This window comes from Mesoflavibacter sp. CH_XMU1422-2 (assembly GCF_037029245.1).
GTDB lineage: Bacteria > Bacteroidota > Bacteroidia > Flavobacteriales > Flavobacteriaceae > Mesoflavibacter > Mesoflavibacter zeaxanthinifaciens.
Genome location: NZ_JAYMEE010000043.1, coordinates 10,525 through 15,679 on the forward strand (window position 1 = coordinate 10,525; position 5,155 = coordinate 15,679).

The following is a 5,155-nucleotide window of genomic DNA, read 5'->3' on the forward strand; positions in this document are numbered from 1 at the left end:
TGGCTTTTACCTTAATCTTGACTTACAATTTCTAATACATTTCCATCAAAGTCAACTCTTGCAGAAACCGAACCGATTGTCATTCCACCAAATCCGTTTTCTGCTCTATATTTAGTAATTACGAATATAGAATTTCCATCATCTCTAAATCTTGTTTCGATATGTCCGTAACTATCTGGGTTTCTACAATTTTCTTTAATCATTCTCGAAAGTTTTGGATGAGAACCGTCCCAAGCACTAAACTGTTTTTCTACATTTTCCTTTCGATTTTTGTTTATTTCTTCTTGTTTTTTTCTTTCAGCCTCCAATTCTCTTGCAATTCTTTCTTGTTCCTTTTTCTCGGCTATTTCTTTTATTATCTTTTCTCTTTCAGGCGCTTGAGTTTTCATTAAAGCAATGAATTCAGTATTTAATGACTTTTGCGATAAATAATTTTTTGTTAATTGGTCATTCTTAAGTTGCTCAAATTCTTCATCTGTCATTGAAACCAAAGTCTCTTTTGCAAAATCTTCTGATTGATACTTGTTTAGTTCATTTTCTAAATCAACAGCTTTGTTTTTAGTTGATGAATATTGGCTTTTAGCTTTCTCTATATAAACTTTCGCAGAGTCAATTTGTCCGCTATTTATAAATTCAGATGCTTTTTTAACAACTAAATCCATTTCAGCATCTTTTTCTGCGTTTGAGTTGTCAATTGTAAAACTCGCAATTATAAAACCAATAATAACTGTCGCCCATTTTGCCCAAGAAGGTAAATTCAATTTGGTCTTTTTTGCAAACAGCTCGTAAGTTGGCGGAAGTATAAAAAAACCTAAAAGTAGAAAGATTATTCCAGTCAAAAATGAGGTAAATAGTCCGCCTAAACCTCCGATTAAGAATATGATTCCGAAGAACCACTTTAAAATTGTAATAAATGTTTTCATTCGTAATTTAATGTTTAATTATTGTTCCGTTGTTTCTTTAGCTTGTTGCTAACGGTAACGTATAAGAATAGTAGCGGATTTTTATGCACTTACTTTTCAGTTTGTTACTGTCGTTTGATTTATAAATTTCCTTTCGTTTTAGCGATTAAACCGCTATTATTTTTATACAATGTTGGTAGCCGTTTTTTATTCAGTTCGATTGTTAAAATCTGTATTCCAATTTCAAAAGTACAAATCTCGGTAACAATCTATATTCAGTTGTTGATGTTCCAATATCGCTGATTGAAAAATTCCTAAATCTTTCCGTATTGAACAGGTTTTTACCAGTAAGACCTAAAGTCAGTTTGTTTTCAATGAGTTTGTAACGTGCATCAAAATCTAAAAAATAATATGTGTTATCGGTTTGCAAATTTCCAAAATAGTAACGTTCAGATTGTAATTGAATATCAAACTTTTTATTGAATACAAAAGACAAATCTAAAAAACTTACATTATCTGTAAATGAATTATTTATGGTAGTTTCTATTTCCGTTGTTGTCCATTTTGTGCCAATATGGTAATTAAAAATACCTTTAAAACCAGAACGAAGTTCTAAACCATAATTATAGTTATTTGAGGTTACTAATCTTAAATTAGAATTATTTACAATATTTTTAAACTCACTTTTTGTATAGCCTAAATCTAATTTTAGGTTAGAAGAGATGAATTTAAAATAATAATCTAGTTTTGAATTAATGCTTAAAAACTCTCGGTCTTCAATTAGTATTTTACTAGCTTGCGTAAAGTTTTGTTCTATGGTTGTATTTGTTGAAAAGAAGTCGTGATTTTTACTGTAAATAATAAATGTATTGGCAAAAAATCTATCATTCCAATTCCCTAATTGATAATTAAAAACTACACTTGAAGCGTCTAACTGATTAAAATTGCCTGTTCCTTGTGAAAAAGAACGGAAACCAGTTAACACAAAATCGCTAAACACGTCTAGAACTTTTGCATTTGTAGTGTTGTATGAGTAAGATGAAGTAATTTTATTTTTATCATTTATTTTCCAATCAAAACCTAAACTTGGATTGATGAAAAACGGATTTTGAGTACTAGTTGTATTATTGTTTACTAAACGGTTAAATAGCTGATGTACATCTATCTTGCCAACAATACCAAAATCTTTAATTTTTAATCTGTACTTGCTTTTAACGTACAATTCGTTGACTTGATAATTGGTTTCGTTTTGATAACCGATTGGCTGTTCTAAAACGGTATTATTTTCTAAAAGTGAAAATCTGGATTGTAATTTATCTTTTCTAAACTCGTTACCTAATTGTAACTCCAATAGGTGTCCATTATCCTTGCGGTCTAATAAATGAGCGTTTATACCTGCAAATTGCATTTGATTGGTACTTTGTTGACTAACATTATTAGCGTTACTATTTGAAGGAAATAAATCTTGATAAAAGAATTGATTTATGGTATAATTCTGAGGTATTTTTTCATCTATAAAACGACCTGTTAATAAAAACACTTTTTTGTCTTTAAACTTGTTGGTGTAACTTATTTTTTGGTCAAATAGTGTGTTTTGATGTTGTAAATTTTCTATGGTAGAATTACCATTAAATAGTAAATTAGAATTGTCATTAAAATCGCCATTGTTATATTTTGATGTGGCTTCTAACATTTTAGTTTTAGAAATATTATATGTAAAGTCTAATTTACCAAAAGCGATACGCTTATTGCTTTGTAATTGATAATCTTCTGTATTTGTAAAATTTGTACCATTCGCATCTATAATGTCTGTAGAATTTCTAAAAAAGTCCGTTTCGTCCCAATTAAAAAAGCCTATTGTTTTTATTTTTAGTTTTTCTGTGGGATTAAAAATGGCATTTAGCGATACCAACTCTGCATTATTAAAGTTGGTTCTACTTTGTTTGAAATTAAGATTGTTTGGCGATAGATTTAGCAACGAATTTACACTTTGATTGTCGCCTATACTCGCTGGTTCGTTAATACGAAATGGACGAATTAAATTTTCAATATCGCCTGTCGCATTATAACCTATTGAGTTAAGATTGGTTAAAAAATAGAATTTATTTTTTTTACCGAAGTTCATTAAATTACCTTTAAGTTGATAAAAACTATTGTTTCCAATACTTGTTTCTATATTTCCAAACCAAATGCGTTTTGATTTTTCATCTAGTTTTAAGTTTAATGCCACTTTATCACTTTCTTCAACGCCTTTTAATAAACGATTGTTAGAATAGTTTTTAAGCAATTCGACTTCTTCTACAGGATAAGCAGGCATATTTTTGGATAAAATTTTGTAACCTCTTTCAAAAAGGTCATCGCCATCTACCATTAGTTTTTCAATTTCTTGGTTGCCTATTTTAATCGTACCATCAGAGTTAATGTTAATACCGGGAATCGTTTTTAATAGTTCTTCTACGGTTTGCTCGTTTCCTTTTATATATAATTTTGTTTTAAATGAAACGGTATCTCCTTTTACTGACATTGGTAAATCTGCCTTGATGATAACTTCATCCAAGTCCATTGGTTTGTCTTTTAATACAACATCAATTTTCAACTCCTTTTGTTCTGTAACGATAATTAATGGAATAGTCTTAGCTTCATAGCCAAGTGAAGTAATCACTAAATTTAATTTACCTAACCTGTTTGATTTTAGCTCAAAATTACCATTATTGTCAGAATAAGTATAGGCTATAATTGATTTTGATAAACTATCCTTTAAAATAACGCTCGCAGAATACAAACTGCCTGAATTGTCTTTGACGTTACCATAAATAGTAATTTGAGAGAAGCAAATATTTTGGAAAAGTAGTAAAGTAAATACCGTAAAGCCAACTCTTAATCCTCTTCTTTTTCTTCCCATTCAAATTTTGTTTCTCTTCCTCTATTATATTGTCTTTCTACAACTTCTGCACCTCTTTCTACATATTTCAGCATCATTCTATTACTTTTTTCTTTTTTCAAATTTTCATCTTGTTGTACAAATTGTTGCAATGTTATTTTTTTCAAAGTGTTTTCTATTGCTAAAGCTATATCCTGCTTATTTTTTATTATTTTATTTGCTGTCCAAAAATAAGTTTGACTATCATCATAAACTTGAAGAATAGCTCCAGGAAGGCTGTTAAACTTCCAAGGTCCTACATTTACAGGTAAATCTGATGTAAACCAAGCAATATATTTTCTTCCTCTAAAATTAGTGCTTGCTTTGTTGCATAAATAATTAGAAATAGTTTTAGTTTCATCTTCAAGCTTCCAAATCATTTTTGGAAATAATTCAGAACAAATAATCTGTTCGTCTTTCAGATAGTCAACATTTAATAATGTGTCAATTTCTTTTTTATAAATTTGAAATCTTTTTCTTTCTTTGGTACTACCCAGATAGACTGTTTGGTTATATGTACCTTCTTCATCCATTTTTTGTTCATCAGACATTCTTTTGTTTTGTACCTCAAAATAAAATGAAGATATAGAATCATTAATTGTTAGTACACCTTTCCTATTCAGTACATTAAGTGCTACATCATATTCAATTGTAAATGACTGTGAAACTGCCAATAAAGGACATATTAATAATAAATAAATAATTTTTTTCATATTGCATTTTTTAAAAAAACTACGGTCAAAACTATGATTTGACCGTAGCTTCAGAAGTTTTATAGTTTATCCTAAAATTTCTTCACAACTTGCTCCTCTTACAAGAACGTAAATAGTTTCACTACTACCATCCTCAAAGACAAAAGTTATTTTTAAGAGGCAATCTACAGCATTTTCCTCAACAACAGAATAACTTGTAGTAGAAGAATCCAAAGAATTAACTAATTCAACTGCTTCTTCATAATTCACAGTTGATACTTCTTTTGCATTATTTGCAAAAGCAAAAGTTCCCATTAGCATAAAAGCTAAAGCACAAAATAAATTTTTCATCGTTATTTGTTTTTAACGGTTAGTTTGCCAAACTATACATCTTTTAAGTCTTCGTAATTCGGCACGCAGACTATTCTGCATTTTTTTAGACCTTTGGTTTTCAATTTCCTACCGTTTTGAGAGTCAATTTACAATATTATTTTCTCTTTTTCAAGTTTCCGTAAATCAGATGGTTATTAAATTGCTCTGTCGGTTGTCAAATGGCTACCAACGGTCTCGGCTATGATTTCGTTGCGGAAAAATCCGCAGGATTCTTTCCGCCGTAGCCGAAAGATAGCAAAAAAGCGTTG

At 29.6% G+C, this 5,155-nt stretch carries 4 protein-coding genes; all 4 read right to left on the minus strand.

The features are described 5' to 3' along the window. Positions 1-11: 11 nt before the first annotated feature. A complete protein-coding gene (locus WA340_RS05880; RefSeq protein WP_336127845.1) occupies positions 12-923 on the minus strand; it encodes a hypothetical protein in 912 nt (303 codons plus the stop codon). Positions 924-1,125: 202 nt separating this feature from the next. Further along, complete coding sequence (locus WA340_RS05885; RefSeq protein ID WP_336127846.1) at positions 1,126-3,804, minus strand: carboxypeptidase-like regulatory domain-containing protein; 2,679 nt, start codon at positions 3,802-3,804, stop codon at positions 1,126-1,128. Beyond that, positions 3,780-4,535 (minus strand): GLPGLI family protein, encoded by a 756-nt coding sequence (locus tag WA340_RS05890; protein WP_336127848.1) that lies wholly within the window; start codon positions 4,533-4,535, stop codon positions 3,780-3,782. The genes WA340_RS05885 and WA340_RS05890 overlap by 25 nt, the downstream gene beginning before the upstream one ends. Before the next feature lie 66 nt (positions 4,536-4,601). Next, a complete protein-coding gene (locus tag WA340_RS05895; protein WP_336127850.1) occupies positions 4,602-4,865 on the minus strand; it encodes a hypothetical protein in 264 nt (87 codons plus the stop codon). Positions 4,866-5,155: the final 290 nt, after the last annotated feature.

What these genes read in the sequence shown, in the direction of transcription:
- WA340_RS05880 (WP_336127845.1), bottom strand. Translation starts at nt 923, where the DNA reads ATGAAAACATTTATTACAATTTTAAAGTGGTTCTTCGGAATCATATTC.
- WA340_RS05885 (WP_336127846.1), bottom strand. Translation starts at nt 3,804, where the DNA reads ATGGGAAGAAAAAGAAGAGGATTAAGAGTTGGCTTTACGGTATTTACT.
- WA340_RS05890 (WP_336127848.1), bottom strand. Translation starts at nt 4,535, where the DNA reads ATGAAAAAAATTATTTATTTATTATTAATATGTCCTTTATTGGCAGTT.
- WA340_RS05895 (WP_336127850.1), bottom strand. Translation starts at nt 4,865, where the DNA reads ATGAAAAATTTATTTTGTGCTTTAGCTTTTATGCTAATGGGAACTTTT.